At 43.6% G+C, this 16,440-nt stretch carries 17 protein-coding genes; 5 read left to right on the top strand and 12 right to left on the bottom strand.

What is annotated here, in order from left to right; all coding sequences use genetic code 11:
• Positions 1-2: 2 nt before the first annotated feature.
• The 3 genes from ACLTWA_RS12700 to ACLTWA_RS12690 form a co-directional block, all read right to left on the bottom strand.
• Entirely contained in the window at positions 3-956 is a 954-nt protein-coding gene (locus ACLTWA_RS12700; protein WP_412328211.1) for an ROK family protein, read from the bottom strand.
• A complete protein-coding gene (locus tag ACLTWA_RS12695) occupies positions 953-1,690 on the bottom strand; it encodes a phosphatase (protein ID WP_412328209.1) in 738 nt (245 codons plus the stop codon). The genes ACLTWA_RS12700 and ACLTWA_RS12695 overlap by 4 nt, the downstream gene beginning before the upstream one ends.
• A 131-nt stretch (positions 1,691-1,821) precedes the next feature.
• Positions 1,822-2,514: an MgtC/SapB family protein gene (locus tag ACLTWA_RS12690; RefSeq protein WP_412328207.1), complete on the bottom strand. Its 693-nt coding sequence runs from the start codon at positions 2,512-2,514 to the stop codon at positions 1,822-1,824.
• Positions 2,515-2,804: 290 nt separating this feature from the next.
• On the opposite strand from ACLTWA_RS12690, the gene ACLTWA_RS12685 reads away from it, so the two are divergent.
• From ACLTWA_RS12685 to ACLTWA_RS12675, 3 genes are read left to right on the top strand one after another with little or no spacing between them, the layout of a single operon-like run.
• Positions 2,805-2,954: a hypothetical protein gene (locus ACLTWA_RS12685; protein ID WP_412328205.1), complete on the top strand. Its 150-nt coding sequence runs from the start codon at positions 2,805-2,807 to the stop codon at positions 2,952-2,954.
• A complete protein-coding gene (locus tag ACLTWA_RS12680) occupies positions 2,951-3,448 on the top strand; it encodes a hypothetical protein (RefSeq protein WP_412328204.1) in 498 nt (165 codons plus the stop codon). Before ACLTWA_RS12685 ends, ACLTWA_RS12680 begins: the two co-directional genes overlap by 4 nt.
• On the top strand, positions 3,449-4,315 hold the full coding sequence (locus tag ACLTWA_RS12675) for a glycosyltransferase family 4 protein (protein ID WP_412328202.1): 867 nt from the start codon (positions 3,449-3,451) through the stop codon (positions 4,313-4,315).
• A gap of 355 nt (positions 4,316-4,670) precedes the next feature.
• Here ACLTWA_RS12675 and ACLTWA_RS12670 read toward each other — a convergent pair whose 3' ends face one another.
• Entirely contained in the window at positions 4,671-5,990 is a 1,320-nt protein-coding gene (locus tag ACLTWA_RS12670) for a glycoside hydrolase family 28 protein (RefSeq protein WP_412328201.1), read from the bottom strand.
• 155 nt (positions 5,991-6,145) lie between these two features.
• Positions 6,146-6,292, bottom strand: a complete 147-nt coding sequence (locus tag ACLTWA_RS12665) for a hypothetical protein (RefSeq protein ID WP_412328199.1) — start codon at positions 6,290-6,292, stop codon at positions 6,146-6,148.
• Positions 6,293-6,382: 90 nt separating this feature from the next.
• Here ACLTWA_RS12665 and ACLTWA_RS12660 point away from each other — a divergent pair, with 90 nt between their 5' ends.
• Positions 6,383-7,144: a DeoR/GlpR family DNA-binding transcription regulator gene (locus ACLTWA_RS12660; RefSeq protein WP_412328197.1), complete on the top strand. Its 762-nt coding sequence runs from the start codon at positions 6,383-6,385 to the stop codon at positions 7,142-7,144.
• A gap of 287 nt (positions 7,145-7,431) precedes the next feature.
• Here ACLTWA_RS12660 and ACLTWA_RS12655 read toward each other — a convergent pair whose 3' ends face one another.
• The 4 genes from ACLTWA_RS12655 to ACLTWA_RS12640 form a co-directional block, all read right to left on the bottom strand.
• On the bottom strand, positions 7,432-8,829 hold the full coding sequence (locus ACLTWA_RS12655) for a PTS transporter subunit EIIC (RefSeq protein ID WP_412328195.1): 1,398 nt from the start codon (positions 8,827-8,829) through the stop codon (positions 7,432-7,434).
• A gap of 502 nt (positions 8,830-9,331) precedes the next feature.
• Complete coding sequence (locus tag ACLTWA_RS12650) at positions 9,332-10,180, bottom strand: sugar phosphate isomerase/epimerase family protein (protein ID WP_412328193.1); 849 nt, start codon at positions 10,178-10,180, stop codon at positions 9,332-9,334.
• Between the two features lie 22 nt (positions 10,181-10,202).
• Positions 10,203-11,357 (bottom strand): Gfo/Idh/MocA family protein, encoded by a 1,155-nt coding sequence (locus ACLTWA_RS12645; RefSeq protein WP_412328192.1) that lies wholly within the window; start codon positions 11,355-11,357, stop codon positions 10,203-10,205.
• Positions 11,358-11,359: 2 nt separating this feature from the next.
• Positions 11,360-12,379, bottom strand: a complete 1,020-nt coding sequence (locus ACLTWA_RS12640; RefSeq protein WP_412328191.1) for a Gfo/Idh/MocA family protein — start codon at positions 12,377-12,379, stop codon at positions 11,360-11,362.
• 123 nt (positions 12,380-12,502) lie between these two features.
• On the opposite strand from ACLTWA_RS12640, the gene ACLTWA_RS12635 reads away from it, so the two are divergent.
• Positions 12,503-13,348, top strand: a complete 846-nt coding sequence (locus ACLTWA_RS12635; protein ID WP_412328189.1) for a helix-turn-helix domain-containing protein — start codon at positions 12,503-12,505, stop codon at positions 13,346-13,348.
• 4 nt (positions 13,349-13,352) lie between these two features.
• Here ACLTWA_RS12635 and ACLTWA_RS12630 read toward each other — a convergent pair whose 3' ends face one another.
• The 3 genes from ACLTWA_RS12630 to ACLTWA_RS12620 all read right to left on the bottom strand — a co-directional run bounded on the left by ACLTWA_RS12630 (position 13,353) and on the right by ACLTWA_RS12620 (position 16,321).
• A complete protein-coding gene (locus tag ACLTWA_RS12630) occupies positions 13,353-14,111 on the bottom strand; it encodes a DUF6062 family protein (RefSeq protein WP_412328187.1) in 759 nt (252 codons plus the stop codon).
• 66 nt (positions 14,112-14,177) lie between these two features.
• On the bottom strand, positions 14,178-14,867 hold the full coding sequence (locus ACLTWA_RS12625) for a response regulator transcription factor (protein ID WP_412328186.1): 690 nt from the start codon (positions 14,865-14,867) through the stop codon (positions 14,178-14,180).
• Positions 14,864-16,321: a sensor histidine kinase gene (locus tag ACLTWA_RS12620; protein ID WP_412328533.1), complete on the bottom strand. Its 1,458-nt coding sequence runs from the start codon at positions 16,319-16,321 to the stop codon at positions 14,864-14,866. Before ACLTWA_RS12620 ends, ACLTWA_RS12625 begins: the two co-directional genes overlap by 4 nt.
• Positions 16,322-16,440 lie beyond the last annotated feature (119 nt).

Here is a 16,440-nt window from a genome sequence, read left to right as displayed (position 1 = left end):
CCTTACTCTTTTAAAAGCGCCGCGCCGATCAGGCCGGCATCATTATCCAGTTCAGCCACAGCAAGTCTTGTCCTGACCCGGGAAGTCCTGGCATAATCTTCCCGGTCCACGATTTCCTTAAGGGGCTTTAAAAGCAGATCTCCGGCTTTGCTGATCCCTCCTCCGATGCAGATCAGTTCCGGCTGAAAGATATTGATCAAATTCACCAGCCCGGCGGAAAGATACTCAATATACCGGTCCAGAACTCTTTTTGCCGTCTTATCCTGCTTTCTGACTCCATCAAACAGAGTCTTGCCCTCTACAAGCCCCGGATCCCCCCCGCAGAGCTCCCAAAGCAGGGAATCCGGGTTCTCCTTCATCGCTTCCTTTGTCTGGGCAATGAGAGCCGTTGCAGAGGCATACGCCTCAAAGCATCCCTTTCTCCCGCAGTTGCATTCCAAGCCGTTCCGGTCTATGACAAAATGTCCGAATTCTCCTGCGGCGTAATTGACTCCCTGAAAAATCTTGCCGTCAAGAATGATTCCTCCTCCGATACCGGTTCCCAGAGTGACCGCAAGCATGGATTTACTTCCCTTCCCGCTGCCGGCCAGATATTCTCCCCAGGCGGCGGCATTGGCATCGTTGTCAAACCGGATGGGTTTTCCGGGAAGTTCCTCTTCCAGCATGGGAACAATGGGTTCCTTATAAAATCCCAGGTTGTTGGCATACTCCACCATTCCCGTATCCCGGTTGGCTGTTCCCGGAACTCCGATTCCCACCGCTTCAATGTCTTTCCAGTCAATCCCATAAAGAGCTGCTGCCTTCCTTGCAAGACCTGCCATATCCCTTACGATTTCACAGGCGCTCCTGCCGCTTTTCGTAGGAATGGACAGATGGTTTTTTAAAGAGGCATCCTCTCCTACCAGCCCAGCGGCAATGTTTGTCCCTCCAAGATCAATTCCAATATAATACTTCATAAACCCTTCTCCCTTTCTGATTTTCTCTTTTGCATCCACCGTTCCAGTCTTTCCCCGTCCGCATTTATAATCAGTTCCCGGGGGAAGTTTATGCTTTGAAGCATGGCAAGGGCCTGATTGAAAATTCCTACCAGCCTGCAGAAATGTGCGTCAGAATTTACGATCACAGGGACCTCATATGCCATACACAGCTTAGCGATTCTCTTGCAGTTATCCACTGATGACTTACGCACATGAAAGGTGGCTTCATTGATTTCCACCAGTTTTCCATGCCTTTTAAATTCCGGTATGACACGTTCATAATCATAGGAATATCCTGCTGTGCCGCTGTGGCCGATGATATCCACCAGAGGGCTGGCCGCAGCAGCCAGATAGGCGTTGGTGTGGTCGGCCCGGGTCCCCGGAGATATCACATCTTCATGAAAAGAGGCTATGGTATAATCCAGCCGGTTTTTTATCGTATCCTCACTTAAATCCAGGCTGCCATGAAAGTCTGTAATATTAAGCTCTGCGCCCCGGTAAACCCGGATTCCCTCCACCATCTCCGGTATCACCCTTAAATTCCGGAAATGGTCCTCCGGGGCACCATCCTCAAGCGCGGGCCCGTGATTGCTGATTCCCACATAGGAAAGCCCTGCTGCCTTAGCCCCCATAATATTTTCATAAACCGTACTGTAACCATGTCTGCTCACATCCGTATGGGTATGTAAATCTGCTGTCAGACTCATCTTCATATTGATCCCGCTTTTCTAATGTTTTATTATGACTGCATCGTTGCTTAATCCTATTATATAATCCTGCCGGAAAGGCTTCAACCGGTTCTTACGCTTTCCGGCAAAAATTCATCTGGTTTTCTTGTGCTTTTCTATCCGTTGATGGAATCCACCCGCTTATCATTGGACCATTTGATGATCAGTTCATTCTTTTCATATCCCGGCGGATAGAGAAGGTCCAGCTCCATCTTTGTGCCGTCCTTGGATTTTCCGATCTTTACATTTAAAACTTTGATCTTTTCTGCGTTAAAGGTATCGAATAACTCGGTTATGACAGCATCATAATGGGACGTGGTGATTTTTAAGACGCCCCGGTAAGGCTCCTTTGCCAAAAACGGTACATCATGAAGAATGATCTGGGTGAAAATCAACAGAAGGCTTGCACCTCCCCCTACATAGTAAGAACCGGCACCGATTGCCATGCCCACTCCCGCAGTGGCCCAGATTCCTGCGGCAGTCGTCAGTCCGCTGACGGAATTATTGCGAATGAAAATAACTCCTGCCCCCAGAAAACCGATTCCGGATACGATCTGGGAGGCTATTCTTGACGGGTCAAAATCAGGGATATCACGAAAACCGTATTTTGATACCACCATCATAAGGGCGGCTCCCATAGCCACAATGGCATGGGTTCTCATTCCGGCCCCCTTGTAGCGGCTCTTTCTTTCATAGCCGATCAGATATCCGAAGACTCCTGCAACAACAATCCGAATAAATAAGCCGGTCTGGTAAGCGAGATCGTACCTCTGTGCAAACCCAGCCAGCGCTATTTGAACATGATTCATTTTAAACTCCTTTTCTAAACGATCTGATACCTTATTTATATGCTACTAATTTAACATGTTTGGTCAGAAACGTCAGCCCGGAATTTGCGATTATTCTTTTATTTTCTATGCACTTTTTGTAATCTTTTCTTGCGCATAGACTTTTTTAATTGTATGATAACTTTGTATTAACAAAAAAATGATCTATATATCTAAATCCACAACATTAAATACAAAATTATCACCAAATTCATTGTATCAAATAATATTTATTTATAATGAAGTTATTATATAACAAAGGAGATATGATTATGAACACAGGCAGCTTTGCACGCCACTATGCAACAGATACCGGCTTCAAAGACAGTGGAAAAAACGACAATAACAGCACAAAATTTAAGGTCCTGGAAAGAACAAAAAGGTCATTATCAAAAAGCTACAGCTTAGGAGACGGAAAGTGAAAGAGTCTGTGACTGAATTTATCTGCAATTTTTTTAAGGAAACTGACATGTATATAGAGGAACTCGATGCGTTGTCAAAACAAAATGCCATTGAACTCTATGAAATGTATGGAATTATATCCAGGCACGCAACATTAAATATTGCCGAAATTGATCCTGAATTACGGGTTATACTTTGTGCCAGACAAGATATGATTTTAGAACGAATAATTGATATGGATTTTGCAACGCCGCAAATTGATATAAAAGGGATCTACACCCCCGCTGTACAAGGTTACAGAAGATGGGGAAATGTTGAACTACTAAAGGATAAATGTTTGGCTGGCTATATGCTTGCAAAAGAACTTAAAACGCATCCTGTAATGATGTTTGGTACATCTCCTGAGAATTATCCATACGCGGATCTCTTACCTGAACTTGAAATATTGTATTCAAATGTTGAACCGGGTAACCCCAATATTTATTTTGAGCACCTAAGTAAGAATTATCATTAGATGGATATAATGATTCTACATGGTATGTATAACGAAACAGTTACTTACCTTGATGCTTATCGTAAATTTCGTCCGGAAGGAAAAGTGTTCTGCGGTCTTGATATGAATAGTTACTGGATGAGTAATATTAATTGGAATTCTCCAGGAGTCAGAATTTTTTCCCAACAGTGTAATGTCATAGCCACCTCCTGCCTTGAGCTGCGAGATGCACTTAATCGTAATCCCAATGTCCACTTCTCTTGCCGATGGATTCCAAATGGGTTCTTAAACTCAACGAATATAACAATTACTGCTGATGCAAAGAAAAAGAAAAATATTATACTTACAGTTGGAAGAATTGGCAGCGCACAAAAGAATAATCAAGAATTACTTTTAGCTTTTGCTAAAGTACATAAAATTTTAAAAGAGTGGGAGTTACATCTTGTTGGAACTATAGACACTGAGTTCAAGCCATTTATTGATCAGTATTTTAAAGCCTTTCCAGACTTAAAGGGGAAAGTGATTTTTACTGGTGCAATTACGGATAAATCTAAATTATATAAAGAATATTCAGAAGCAAAGTTGTTTGTTCTTACATCAAGATTAGAGGGGGGTACTCCAAATGTGTATGCTGAGGCATTAAACCACGGCTGCATGTTTATCACGTCAAACATTGATGCGGCTAATGAAATAACAAATTATGGTGATCTTGGTCAAGTATATAAAAGCGGAGATATTGATGACCTTGCAGATTCACTTGTGAAAATGACCTCAAACGCTGATTGTGATGCTTTTCAAAAACACATACCAAAAGCGCTTCGTTATGCACGCAAGTATTATGATTGGAACCGCAACGCAAAAAAAATTGCATATATGCTATATAATTAACTTCTTCGTATTTTATGCCTTACTTAAACTTGAAAAACAGGAAGTATGAGGAAGAAATCAATACATCATGATATTTCAAAGAGGGATACTACCTCACTGGTTGGAATCTTCTGTGTGGGATATTTAGTAGACTTCAAGATTGTCTCAGTATTCATGACATGTTCCGGTATCTTCATTCAGGCTGGAATCTGCAATGTCCTCACAGAAGAAAACAACACAAAAAAAACAACCAGCAAAAAAGCCAGAAGCATTATCTTCCGGCTGATCTCTCAATGTTTGGACGTGCATCTCCGATACCCTTTGAAGATGCACGTCAGTATGATTCAATTTTAACCGGCACCATGCCGGAGTGTAATTAAAATTCTATATTTTCCGTATTCAAAAGTGTAACATCTTCTTTGTAGTAAGGTCTCATGGTATCTTCCACATTGATCTTTACGTGCTTAAACCGGATATCCCTTGCATAATCTGCATAGATGCCGGAAATCTTCGTACGAATCGCTCCATCCCCCTGGTACGGACGGATATCATACCCTTCGATTTCCCAGCGGGAGGTCTTTTGAAGGGTCAGGTGGATGTTTTCAAAGCTCACATCTTCAATGTAATTGTCTTCACTTCCCCGGAGAAATATTCCGTTTTCCCCTTTGCAGGTAATATTCTGGAAATGAACGTTGCGGACCTTTCCGGCCTTTACTCCCGGCTTCCGGTCATGGACCGTGATACAGACAGGTTCTGCCCTTCCCCACCATTCATGGGAGAACCGGCGGGTTTCAATGGTTATATTTGAAAACACGGCATTTTCCACATTTCCCCCGTCCCTAATCTGCAGGGAGATTCCCCGGTTGCTCCGGCTGATGGTACAGTTTTCCACCAGGACATTGCGAAAGCTGCATTCCCCTTCTGTTCCGAACTTAATGGCAGCGCTGGTGGAGATTAAAGTACAGTTGGAGATCACAATGTTCTCACAAGGCCCGTACTGGTTATAATCACCGGAATTCTTAAGGACAATGGCATCGTCTCCGCACTCAATATGACAGCCGATAATGCGGACATTGGTACAGTGATCCGGGTCGATTCCGTCGGAATTGGCCATCTGCAGGTTGTTGATCAAGCGGATTCCCTCAATGAGAACGTCGTTGCACCCAACCAGATGAACCGTCCAGAATGCACAGTTGACCAGCTTCACATCACGAATGGTCAGATGTTCAAATTTTTCCAGCAGCATCAGGGGGATTCTCGGATAATAGGTTCCCTCAATATGATAACCGGAGTCTGATCCGTAAAAGATCCTTTCATTGGCATCAATGGTTCCAAAGCCGGTGATCGCTACATTTTCCTGGTCATACCCGTAGATAAATGCATGAAACGGCCTGCCGTTGTATTCACTGTTTAAGAAGGAAGGAAGGCCGGATTCGTGTGCCACGATCTTTCCTCCGTTTGCCAGAGGATAATAATCGTTCAGGTCATCACTGGCTTTTAAGACAGCCCCCATCTCCAGATGAAATTCTACGTTGGATTTTAACAGTATGGACCCGCTGTTATAAATATGTCCCCCCGGCAAAACCACACGGCCGCCGCCTGCACTGCTGCATGTATCAATGGCTTTTTGGATGGCCTTCGCATCATTTACCGCTCCATCGCCTTTTGCTCCGAATTCCAATACATTGTAAGTCATAATTTCCTCCTGTCTCCGAATCGTATATTAAGTTTTTATCCATATTATCATGTGCCAAAATACACATATAAATCGGCCCAATTATACCAATTCTCTCCGTAGAATGGAAGATAAATTATGAAATAAACGGCGAAGGCCCCAAAAAAAGCTGTTTTTTATAAGCCTGCCGCCATTTTTTTAACCCTGGTAACCACAAACAGCGGATATAAACGGATAAATTGATCTATGTTAACTGGCATTAGTGCAGCGATTCCCGTACAATAATGAAGGATTTTCTCCTCATTTTTCTTTATAATCTCCATACTCTCAAGCTTCTCCATATCTAAAAATATTTGTTCTTTCTCTTGTAATATGTTATAATAATCCTAACACAGATAAAAAGAGGGTTAGCTATGAATGCAATTGCGCGTAAGCAATATATTATTCAAAAACTCCAATTAGAAGGCTACGTAGACACAAACCTGTTGGCATCAGAACTATCCGTTTCTTCCATGACGATCCGAAGAGACTTAAATGCTTTATCTGATGATGGTCTGATTTCCCTTCAGCATGGCGGTGCTGTTTTAAATAACGGATCTTTGTTCGAATTTAACATGACCATGAAAAAAGCCGATCATATGAATGAGAAAATGACCATCGCAAAAAAATGCATGGACTATATTCACGAGGGCGATTCCATTTATCTGGATGCCGGTACTACTGTCAGCTGTCTTGCATTGCTTTTGAAAGAGACGAGGAACATTATAGTAATGACACATTCTCTTCTTGTCATGAATCAACTACTTGATTGTAAAAATCTCCGGGTGATCATGTGTCCGGGAGAATATCGTTTTGACTCTCAAGCTGTCATGGGTCCACTTACTGATAATTTTATTTCACAGTTTAAAATCGATACTCTCTTTTTAGGAACAGAAGGCATTGATTTAAAGCATGGTCTTACTGTTCCCCATATAATTGACGGCACTACAAAACGCGCTACGATTAAAGCCTCAAAAAAAATAATTTGCATGGCAGACAATTCAAAGCTGGATACATCTTATTATTTCAGCATCTGTCCTTTGTCTGATATCAATCTGATCGTCACAGATCACGAAGCTGACCCAACCAAGCTGGATACATATATGAAAGCCAATATTCCAATTATTACCGCTTAAGTCTCTTTGATTTAGAAGTTCTTTTTTCACCGGTCCGCAGACTCCCATACCAGTGCCTGGTCCTTCTGACCCCCTCCTGCGACAGCCCCAAGCAACGAATTTTAGTTCCTTTTACAGTTACTGTCACGCATCATCCAAATACTACCATCATTGTGGAACCCGTGGTTCCGGAACCGAACGATATCCCCCTTACTTTTTACGATAACAGCCAGTTCTGACGATGCACTCATTGCGTCATACGTGTTTCTCTTCCAACCTCAGTCGGGAAGCCTCATGATTAGAATCAATTATCTGGACTTTTTCTCATCTCTGGACATTAAGATCTTTGTACTTGTAAATGAAACTACAATTGTCACAACTGCCACAATTGCACCAATGACTACGTAATACAAACTTCCGGTATCATCAATATACATAATAAAAGTCATCAGACCGGGACAACCTATCTGCACATATTTTTTTAAACCAAAGATCCCGGCAAGCAGGCCCCCGGCTAAGGCGCCACATGCAGTCCCCATCAAAGCCTTTGGCCTGGAAATCAAAGCGCCATAAAATGCGGGTTCAGTCACACCGCAAAGCGCTGTTATGCCAAATGAACTGTAAAGTCCCCTCATCGCTTTGCTTTCCTTTCCCTTTAACTGGGTTGTGGCAGCCAGTGTAGCGGCTCCTACTGCAATATTGGAAACAAATCCCATATTACCAAAAATAACGTCATATCCCTGTTCTGCAATCATTGCGATGCTGATGGGTGTAATTCCCTTATCAATACCAAACATAACCATATAAGGATAGGCTGCTGCCAGAAGAGGCTGAGTAATAAAGCCCAGAGTATTGGATAACCACATGCAGACCTCTGCAACTCCATTGCTTAAGTAGGTTCCCAGTGGCCCTAACACAATCAGCTCAATCGGTATGACAATTATCATTGTAAGAAGAGGGGTACCAAAAAATGTAAACATTTCAGGCATGATTTTCTTTACAAACTTATATACATAGTACATAAAGAATACACCAAGCATGACCGGAAATACGGTAGAAGCATATGAAACCTGGGGAATTGGAATCCCCAGGAAGCTTAATCCTTCCACACCATTGATTCGGTCACAAACCAAAACTGCTCCCAGAAAAGCGCCATATATTTCAGGCATCTTCAGCTGCTTTGCCATGGTATAGCCAATGTAAATGGGAAAATATGTAAAACCTGCCTGAAACAGAGCCATGCAGATATTCACAGTACCAGTACTGGTATCCAGACCAAAATAATTGATACCCACGCGGGCAAGTGCAAGTATCATTCCGCCTACAATCATGGCCGGAACTATCGGCATGAAAACAGGTGCCATAAATCCGGCCACTTTATCCAATGCCCACTTTGCATTATGAGGTTGATTTGCACCCAAATCTTCTACCTCTGCATTTGCATTCATCCCCGGTTTCCAGCCAGATAATGCAAGGAAATCATTGTAGGCATCATTAACCTTGGGGCCAATGATAATCTGAACCTGACGTCCCTTATCCACAATACCGGCTGAATTCGGCACTGTCTTCAAAGCTTCCAAATTGACATTACTTTTCTTTGCAACTTCAATTCTAAGTCTTGTTGCACAATGAGTAACATTGGTAACATTCTCAGAGCCTCCGATACTTTCCAGAATATACCGGGACATTTCATCATAATTTCCCATACTAAATTCCTCCTAATTGTTTTTATTAAAAATTGATGATCCACCATCATTCTTAATAGCATATAATGTTTAAAAATGTTGTTTTTTGTTTTTTATTATTTAACGTTCTATCATGTGGTTTTGTTTTTGTCAAACATAATGTTGCAATTTGATATTATTTGTAATTATATTTATTAAATCTTTTCATTTATCAACATTATTTCTTTTGTAAAATAATATTCTTAAACATATTCCTTAGTTTCAATGTTTGCCAGATTGTACTAGGCTGCCAGTACAACAGCTAGTTTCAATCAGGATATTTCCTGCTATTTTTTTAACTTTTAAAAAAAATAGCGGTATTTGCTTTTATGTTTTATTGTTGACTCTCCATAAGACAACTAAAAAACATTTCACAAATACCGCTGCTATGTATGATTCCACTAATGAATTGGACCCCTTACACGGATGAAAGCAACAGCCATTTACACAAGGGCAAATTGTGTAAATGGCTGTTACCAGAAATCTAAATATTTTTAAGTATTTTCATAAGCGCATCATAAGCCATGGTAAAAGCCTCTTCTCCGCTTAATTTCTTCTTTTCTCCCCCATTCTGTTCTAACGTGCGGAATCCTGCAAAGTCTGCCAGATGGGGTTCCAGGGATAAAAAGCCCTCATATCCGCTGCCTTTTTGCAGCTTCAAAATCTCTTTTACATTCCCGTCCCCATGTCCTGCCGGAACCACGCTTGCATCCTGATGCAACGCGTCCTTAACATGAATGTAGGCGATATACGGCTTTAACATCTCATAAGCGCTCAATGTGTCCTGCCCGCACTGGACAAAGTTTGCAAAGTCAAAAACCGCTTTAAAATTCTCCCCGTAAAACTCCTTCATAAGCTCCAGACACCGGTCCGCCACGTCTCCGTAGATATCCTTTTCATTTTCATGAAGAAGGGTGATCTGGCTGGCCCTGGCGTAATCCACAAACTGACCTACCTGACTCAGGACTTTTCCACGGTAGGGAGCATAGTCTTCGCCCTGTGGCATGAAAAAGCTGAACATCCGGATATAAGGAGCCTCCATCTCATGGGCAATCTCCACCGTATGCTTATATAGCTCCATATGAGGAAGAAAATCATCAGTAATTTTGATTTTCCCAATGGGAGAGCCTACGGAAGATAACCGGATTCCGGCATCAAAAAGCTGCTTTTTCAACTCTTTTACTTCCTCAAGGGTATATTCCACCAGTCCCTTTCCATTGACACCACGCATCTCTACATAAGCAATATCCAGCTTTTTCAGTACTGCAATCTGCTTGCTTAAATCCATATCGATTTCATCCGCAAACCCGGACAGTTTGATTCCATCCCACATCATCATCTCTCCTTTTTATCTGTTAATAGCTTCCTTCCGTATCAAAAACAACACCGGTTCCTTCTTTTTTCCGGGATGACAGACGGCGTTTATTCAGTTCTTCTAAGAACAGTTCTTCATCAAACGGAATCTGAATGTCTTTTTCCAGCCAGCTGGACAAATGCATGGCGTTTGACAGGGTCAGTCCATGGATTCCCTCCACACCTTCTGCCACCAGCATCGTCCCATGAAGGATCTTTCCGGCAAATGCCTTTAAAACCCCTATATGCTGCTCATTGAGTCCATCCGTCTCAACCTCTGTGACTTCACATTCCGGCGTTTCAAATCCGCCTTTTGCACGTTTGCAGAAGGTCCGTTCATTTTCTGCCAGTTTATAAAGCGTCAGCCTGTCATTTTCGCAGACCAGCTTCCCCATCTCCAGAGTGACCTCAAACCGGTTGGTTCCCGGTGCATCTGCGGTGGAGGTGACAAATACGCCGGTGGCCCCATTTGGATATTCCAGATATGCGGTGACGTCGTCCTCCACCTCAATGTCATGCCATTTCCCATTGTGGCAGAAGGCGCGGACCTTTTCCGGCATTCCGCAGATCCACTGAAGAAGATCCATGTTGTGAGGACACTGGTTTAACAGCACACCGCCACCTTCTCCGTCCCAGGTGGCCCTCCAGCTTCCGGAGTCGTAGTAGGACTGCGTCCGGTACCAGTCTGTCACGATCCAGTTGACTCTTTTTATGGCCCCCAGTTCCCCGCCGGTCACCAGCTCATGCATCTTCCGGTAGATGCAGTTGGTCCTCTGATTGAACATCATGGCAAAGACCCGGTCGCTTTTTTCAGCCGCTTCGTTCATTTCCCTTACCTGCTTCGTATATACTCCGGCGGGCTTTTCACACAGGACATGAAGCCCATGTTCCAATGCGCAGATGGCAAGCTCCGGATGCTGGTAATGGGGAACTGCAATAAGGACCGCATCACAGACCCCTGCTGTGATCAAAGCCTTCCCCTCTTCATAAATACCTGCTGTTTCCGGCAAATTTTCTTTTGCCCATGCTCTCCTGGCTTCACTCCGGTCCGCAATTGCAGCAATCACAAGCCCAGGGACCTTTCCCTCTAAGATGCTTTTGCAATGCCCGGTCCCCATATTTCCGATTCCAATGATACCAAGTCTCACCTGATCCATGTTTATCTCTCCTTATTTCTTGCAGAATCATAAATATCCATCATAGTATAAAATGTATTCTCAACCGAGGGCAGATCATTTCTATAAGCCGTTTTGTCTGCCAGGCACTTATAAAAGTCCCGAATGCAGGCTTCATGTCCGCAGCCCCAATAGGTTTTTCCAGGAACCGTCGTCCCCGCCGCCTTCCAGCAGATAAAATCCTCCTGCTCCCAGGTCCTGTAAAAAACAGAATTTCCTTCCAGACGTACAACGCCCTTTTCACAGACAAGCTCCAGAAGGACAGGCGCGTCATAGCCATACGCGGTGGTGGCATAAAAACTGGCTCTTACCGGATCTTCCCCTTCCGTAAATTCCATATAAGCCTCCACCGTATCCTCCACTCCTATTACTCCTTTCAAGTGGTGATTGCTCATAGCAGCTTCTGTTCTTACAGGTTTTCCAAGCCAGTGAAGCAGAAGGTCCAGGGTATGGATGGACTGATTGATGAGTACGCCGCCCCCCTCGGTATGAAGACCGCCTCTCCAGCCGCTTTCCGTGTAGTAAGCCGGGCACCGGTTCCAGGTAACAAAAGCCCGTCCCCCTTTTACCCTTCCTAAAGTCCCTTCCTTAAGAATCTGGCTGACCTTTTTCGTAGTCTCGTTATACCGGTTCTGAAAACAGATTCCAAGCCTTCCCCTGCTTTCCTTTTCCGCCGCCAAAAGCTCCTCAAACTGAGCCCTTGTTATGGCAGGAGGCTTTTCCATAAATACGGAAATCCCCTTCTTTAAGCCCATGACCGCCATGGGCACATGGCAGTTATGGGGCGTACAGATGTGGATCACATCAAGTTCTTCCATTTCAAGCATGTCTTTTAAAGCCCCGTAGACAGCCGCTTTTCCCCCGGTAAAGCAATCCGAGAACTCTTTTGCCCGCTCCCTTTTGATATCTGCCACCGCACAAAGGCATACGCCTTCCACCCCCGTTACGCTCATGGCATGAACCCTTCCAATATTTCCGCAGCCAATCACCCCGACCCGAACCATGATTCCATCCCCTTTTCTTTTTACTGTTTCTATGATAGATTAATTATATACTGCTTTTCACGCAATTTGTTTGCGTAGATTGACTGAAAACATGCATCAATTGCTTTTTATCAGGAGGATTTGATGAAAAAAGAAAGTTTATACAGTTACAGTGAAATTTCCGAACCCTTCAGCTGTGATTTTACCACCAGCCGGGCCGCAGGAAATGTGGATTTTCATATGCATAACAGCCACGAGATTTACCTTCTTTTAGACGGTCACATCCAGTACTTTGTGGAAAATGTCCGCTATGAAATGAATGCCGGCAACCTGATTCTTTTTTCCAATCACGAAATACACAAAGCGATTAATGTGAAAAATGAACCCTTTACCCGGCTGGTCATTCACGTAAATCCTGCTTTTATCCGTCCTTACTGCACACCAGGCACAAACCTTCTGGACTGCTTCCACAGAGATCCTGGCGCAAACAATCTGGTTCTGCTTTCCAAGCCAGAATATGAACGTCTTCTTGTCATGGCCAAAGACCTGAATCAGGCACAAAAAAATCACTGCTCCTACGGCAGTGATCTAACAGCAATTACAAATTTGATTCAAATTCTTATACTGATTAACAAAGCCTGGAAAAAGACCGGTTCCAAAAAGACTTCTCCAAGACCCCATAAAGCCCAGGCCATTATGCGATACATTGACAAAAACTTAACGGAACCCATGACCCTGGACTCTATCTCAAAGGCTCTATCTATAGATAAATACTATATCAGTCATTTATTCAAATCCGAAACAGAAAGCAGTATCTTTCAGTACATCGTGGTAAAGCGGGTGGCTCTGGCAAAAGAATTGCTGATAAAGGGCCATACGGTTTCAGAAGCCTGCCATCTATCAGGATTTCATGACTATTCCAACTTTATCCGTACCTTCCGCCAGATTACCGGCTATACGCCCGGCCGGTTTAAAAAGCTGAATCAATAACCGGCTATTTCATCTTATACACGGGATCTGCAGGATATCCCCCGCGGATCTTCTGCATTCCCCGCTGAACGGCATCCTTTGATTGCTTCCAGTCCGCGTCCTTGTTCGTATAATCAAACTTTTCAATGAACCAGTCCACATCTTCTGACACCCGTTCCATATTTTCCTCCATGATCTGAAAGAGAAGAGGGTAGAATTCCTTCCGTTCCCCGTCACTTAAATACCGGTCGGCCCCGCTGCATAAATCCCCGAAGTGGTGAAGGCAGAATCCCTTGCTGCTGCTTAACTTGGTACGGAATCCGGAATCATTTTTATACAAGTGGAAAAAGGTTGCCACAAAACGTTCATAGCGTTTGGAAAAACGGTCACAGATATAGCAGGTCTTTTCCTTTGCGGAGACCCATTCCGTGATGGGATTACTATTACCGGATTTTTTCGTAAGCCGGTCCTTTAAGGAGGTCTTTTGAGGAACAAAGCCTTTAAATTCTTCCTTCATCTCCTTGATCAGCTTTTTATAATAAGTCTTTAAAATCCAGCCGTTGCCCAGCGCATTGCCGTAATCAAACATTTTTTTTTGATGGGAGCGGCAAAATCCCTCCTTATCCGTACTGTCTCTGGTATCGCTTTCCATGTAGGAAGCACAGGAACCTAAAACAAAATCCATAAGCTCCTGTTCCACCTTCCGTTCCAGATAGCAGAAAGGACATTCCTCATCCGCATCCATGGCATCATTTAAGGGTATTTCATATAATTTTTCCTTCATTCCTGCTCCTTCCTTCCGGGTCAAAAACGGCTGTGTAAGGAAATCTTCCTTCACACAGCCAGACATTTAAACCTTAAACCGGTATCCCACGCCCCAGATCGTTTCGATATACTGAGGTTTCGCCGTATTAAATTCTATCTTTTCCCTGATCTTCTTAATATGGACGGTGACTGTGGCAATATCCCCGATAGACTCCATATCCCATATTTTATTAAACAATTCTTCCTTTGTAAATACATGATTGGGATTCTGGGCAAGAAATGTCAAAAGGTCAAACTCTTTGGTGGTAAAATTCTTCTCTTCTCCGTTGATCCATACTCTTCTTGCAGTCTTATCGATCTTAAGTCCCCGGATCTCAATGATCTCGTTATCCGGCGTTCCGCTGCCGATCAGCCGTTCATAGCGGGCCAGATGGGCTTTTACACGAGCCACCATCTCACTGGGGCTGAAAGGCTTTGTAATGTAGTCATCGGCTCCAAGGCCAAGACCGCGGATCTTATCGATATCTTCCTTTTTGGCAGAAACCATAATGATAGGGGTATTCTTGACTTCCCGCACCTTCCTGCAGATCTCAAAGCCATCCACTCCCGGAAGCATCAAATCCAGAATGAGCAGATCGAAATCCTCATGAAGGGCAAGGGTAAGGCCTTCCCTTCCGTCATTTTCAATCTCCACTTCAAATCCGCTGAGTTCCAGATAATCCTTTTCCAGCTCCGCGATGCTTACCTCATCTTCCACAATCAGTATTCTGCTCATTCCTGTATAACCTCCTGATATTTTCTTAACACAAAATGAATCTCGGTTCCAATGCCTTCTTTACTGGTGGCCCAGATTCTGCCTCCGTGGTCTTCCACAATCTTTTTCACAATGGACAATCCGATTCCGCTTCCGCCCTGAGAAGAATTCCTGGAGGAATCCGTGCGGTAGAACCGGTCAAAAATATTGGGCAGGTCTTTAGCCGGAATTCCCTTGCCATTGTCCTCAATGCCTACCTGGATAAAATCTCCCACATCCTTGATCCGGATGTTGATGATCCCGCTCTTCTTATCCATATACTTTACAGAATTGCTGATAATATTATTAATGACACGCCGAAGCTGTTCTGCATCCGCAATAATCACCACATCTTCATCCACGTAATTAAAATACCCAAGCTCGATGTTTCGGGCTTCCATCTCCAGTCCCACCTCATCCACACAGTCCCTGAAATAGTTGGAAACACTGAGTTTTGAAAATGTATAGGGAATCTTGTTGGTATCGATTTTAGAATAAAACGTCAGTTCATCGATCAGCTTATCCATATCATTGGCTTTGTTATAAATGGTCCGGATATAGCGGTCCAGCTTCTCCGGAGAAGAAGCCACACCGTCCATAATTCCCTCCACATATCCCTTGATGGCAGTAATGGGCGTCTTCAAATCGTGGGAAATATTACTGATCAGCTCCTTATTCTCTTTGTCATACTGGACTTTTTCTTCTGCAGATTCTTTTAAACGCATCCGCATCTCTTCAAAATCCTGGCAAAGCTGTCCGATCTCATCATCCTCCTCGATCTCCAGCGCAAAATCCAGATTGCCATCCCTGATGTTCTTCGTAGCGACTTTAAGACGTCCCAAAGGACTGATGACCGACCGGTATACCCACATCATAAGGATGGCATCGGTGAATACGATGATCATAATGCCTGCAAGAAGCATCTCCCACATCATGATCTTAATCTCCGGAAGAAGTCCATCCACATTGGAAATGATAAATACACTTCCTTCTCCTCCGTCAGGAAAAAGAAAATCGATCTGCTTTACCAGATGCTGTGTCTCTCCGTCCAGATACATGGCTCCATCCTGCCTGCTGTCGATCTCCTCATATTTGGGAAGCTGCTCATATAATCCCTGGGTCACGTGACTGTTCCCGTCAAATATGACCGTATCCCCCTTACGGACCAGCACATAGGCATACTTGGCTGACAGGGACGCATTGAGCTTTTCTAAATATTCTTTATCATTAAACTTACCGGGATCATTTTGCAGTACCTGGCTGACTTCCTTTAATTCCTGGCTGGTCAGGCGGCTGAAGATCTGAATGTTGTTGCCGGAAACAAGGTCTACCTGATCCGTCAGATTATAAGCTTTCCGAAAGGCATTCCGCTGATAACTGATAAGTCCTGTAACCACGCCGAATATGAGGACCAGCGGAATCACTGTAATAATCATAAACGCAACCACCAGACGGGTTTTTAGTCGAAATCTCACTTCTCTCGCCTCTCTCTATTGCAAACTGGAATGCATAACAAAAAAATTATATAATGTAATGGTATTATAACACACAACGT

The sequence above is a fragment of the Lacrimispora sp. genome (assembly GCF_046972725.1).
Taxonomy (GTDB): domain Bacteria; phylum Bacillota; class Clostridia; order Lachnospirales; family Lachnospiraceae; genus Lacrimispora.
This window is presented reverse-complemented; position numbering and strand designations above follow the sequence as displayed.

Excerpts from the sequence above, each read along its gene's own strand:
- ACLTWA_RS12700 (WP_412328211.1), bottom strand. The coding sequence starts at position 956 with ATGAAGTATTATATTGGAATTGATCTTGGAGGGACAAACATTGCCGCT.
- ACLTWA_RS12695 (WP_412328209.1), bottom strand. The coding sequence starts at position 1,690 with ATGAAGATGAGTCTGACAGCAGATTTACATACCCATACGGATGTGAGC.
- ACLTWA_RS12690 (WP_412328207.1), bottom strand. The coding sequence starts at position 2,514 with ATGAATCATGTTCAAATAGCGCTGGCTGGGTTTGCACAGAGGTACGAT.
- ACLTWA_RS12685 (WP_412328205.1), top strand. The coding sequence starts at position 2,805 with ATGAACACAGGCAGCTTTGCACGCCACTATGCAACAGATACCGGCTTC.
- ACLTWA_RS12675 (WP_412328202.1), top strand. The coding sequence starts at position 3,449 with ATGGATATAATGATTCTACATGGTATGTATAACGAAACAGTTACTTAC.
- ACLTWA_RS12670 (WP_412328201.1), bottom strand. The coding sequence starts at position 5,990 with ATGACTTACAATGTATTGGAATTCGGAGCAAAAGGCGATGGAGCGGTA.
- ACLTWA_RS12665 (WP_412328199.1), bottom strand. The coding sequence starts at position 6,292 with ATGGAGATTATAAAGAAAAATGAGGAGAAAATCCTTCATTATTGTACG.
- ACLTWA_RS12660 (WP_412328197.1), top strand. The coding sequence starts at position 6,383 with ATGAATGCAATTGCGCGTAAGCAATATATTATTCAAAAACTCCAATTA.
- ACLTWA_RS12655 (WP_412328195.1), bottom strand. The coding sequence starts at position 8,829 with ATGGGAAATTATGATGAAATGTCCCGGTATATTCTGGAAAGTATCGGA.
- ACLTWA_RS12650 (WP_412328193.1), bottom strand. The coding sequence starts at position 10,180 with ATGTGGGATGGAATCAAACTGTCCGGGTTTGCGGATGAAATCGATATG.
- ACLTWA_RS12645 (WP_412328192.1), bottom strand. The coding sequence starts at position 11,357 with ATGGATCAGGTGAGACTTGGTATCATTGGAATCGGAAATATGGGGACC.
- ACLTWA_RS12640 (WP_412328191.1), bottom strand. The coding sequence starts at position 12,379 with ATGGTTCGGGTCGGGGTGATTGGCTGCGGAAATATTGGAAGGGTTCAT.
- ACLTWA_RS12635 (WP_412328189.1), top strand. The coding sequence starts at position 12,503 with ATGAAAAAAGAAAGTTTATACAGTTACAGTGAAATTTCCGAACCCTTC.
- ACLTWA_RS12630 (WP_412328187.1), bottom strand. The coding sequence starts at position 14,111 with ATGAAGGAAAAATTATATGAAATACCCTTAAATGATGCCATGGATGCG.
- ACLTWA_RS12625 (WP_412328186.1), bottom strand. The coding sequence starts at position 14,867 with ATGAGCAGAATACTGATTGTGGAAGATGAGGTAAGCATCGCGGAGCTG.
- ACLTWA_RS12620 (WP_412328533.1), bottom strand. The coding sequence starts at position 16,321 with ATGATTATTACAGTGATTCCGCTGGTCCTCATATTCGGCGTGGTTACA.